Origin of the sequence: Streptomyces sp. NPDC051172 (assembly GCF_040682555.1) — a bacterium.
Lineage (GTDB): Bacteria > Actinomycetota > Actinomycetes > Streptomycetales > Streptomycetaceae > Streptomyces.
In genome coordinates, this window is record NZ_JBFBBE010000335.1 from 1 (window position 1) to 1,525 (window position 1,525).

Genomic DNA, 1,525 nt, shown 5'->3' on the forward strand with positions numbered 1-1,525 from the left:
GACCAAGATGGCCCCGCTGGCCATGGAGATGGTCCGGGACATCGACGAGGACACCGTCGACATGCAGGACAACTACGACGGCAAGCAGCAGGAGCCCGTCGTCCTGCCCGCCCGGTACCCGAACCTGCTGGTCAACGGCTCGTCGGGCATCGCCGTCGGCATGGCCACGAACATCCCGCCGCACAACATGCGCGAGGTGGCCGCGGGCGTGCAGTGGTATCTCGAGCACCCCGAGGCCACCCGCGAGGAGCTGCTCGAGGCGCTCCTGGCCCGCGTGCACGGCCCCGACTTCCCCACGGGCGCCCAGATCCTGGGCCGCAAGGGCATCGAGGAGGTCTACCGGACCGGCCGCGGCCCCATCACCATGCGCGCCGTGGTCAACGTGGAGGAGATCCAGGGCCGCACGTGCCTCGTGGTCACCGAGCTGCCCTACATGACCAACCCGGACAACCTCGCCGCGAAGATCGCGGAGATGGTGCGGGACGGCAAGATCAACGGCATCGCGGACATGCGCGACGAGACCTCCGGCCGCACCGGCCAGCGCCTGGTGATCGTGCTCAAGCGCGACGCCGTCGCCAAGGTGGTGCTGAACAACCTCTACAAGCACACCGAGCTGCAGTCGAACTTCTCGGCGAACATGCTCGCGCTCGTGGACGGCGTGCCGCGCACCCTGTCCCTGGACGGCTTCGTGCACCACTGGGTGAAGCACCAGATCGACGTGATCGTGCGCCGCACCGCGTTCCGCAAGCGCAAGGCCGAGGAGCGCGCGCACATCCTGCGCGGCCTGCTCAAGGCCCTGGACATGCTGGACGAGGTCATCGCGACCATCCGCCGTTCGGCCTCGGCGGACGTGGCCCGCGAGGCCCTCAAGGAGCTCCTGGACATCGACGACGTCCTGGCCCAGGCCATCCTGCAGATGCAGCTGCGCCAGCTCGCCGCCCTGGAGTCCCGGAAGATCCAGGACGAGTACGACGACCTCATGGCGAAGATCGCCGAGTACAACCGGATCCTGGAGTCCCCGCAGCGTCAGCGCGAGGTCATCTCCGAGGAGCTCGCCGAGATCGTGGCCAAGCACGGCGACGACCGCCGCACCGAGATCATGGCCGGCTTCGACGGGGACATGTCCATCGAGGACCTGATCCCCGAGGAGGAGATGGTCGTCTCCATCACCCGCGGCGGCTACGTCAAGCGCACCCGGATCGACCAGTACCGGTCCCAGGCGCGCGGCGGCAAGGGCGTGCGCGGGGCGACGCTGCGCGGCGACGACGTCGTCGAGCACTTCCTCACCGTGTCCACGCACCACTGGCTGCTGTTCTTCACGAACTTCGGCCGCGTGTACCGCATCAAGACGTACGAGCTGCTCGAGGCCGGCCGCGACGCGAAGGGCCAGCACGTGGCCAACCTGCTCGCGTTCCAGCCGGACGAGCGGATCGCCCAGATCCAGCCGCTCGTGGACTACGGCCGGGCCCCGTACCTCGTGCTCGCCACGCGCGGCGGCCTCGTGAAGAAGACGCCGCTGCTGGAC

General features: G+C 68.9%; 1 protein-coding gene. It reads left to right on the forward strand.

What is annotated here, in order from left to right; translation table 11 throughout:
• Nucleotides 1-1,525 (forward strand): DNA gyrase subunit A (locus AB0N07_RS50875; protein WP_365847786.1); only part of this gene is annotated, 1,525 nt, incomplete at both ends.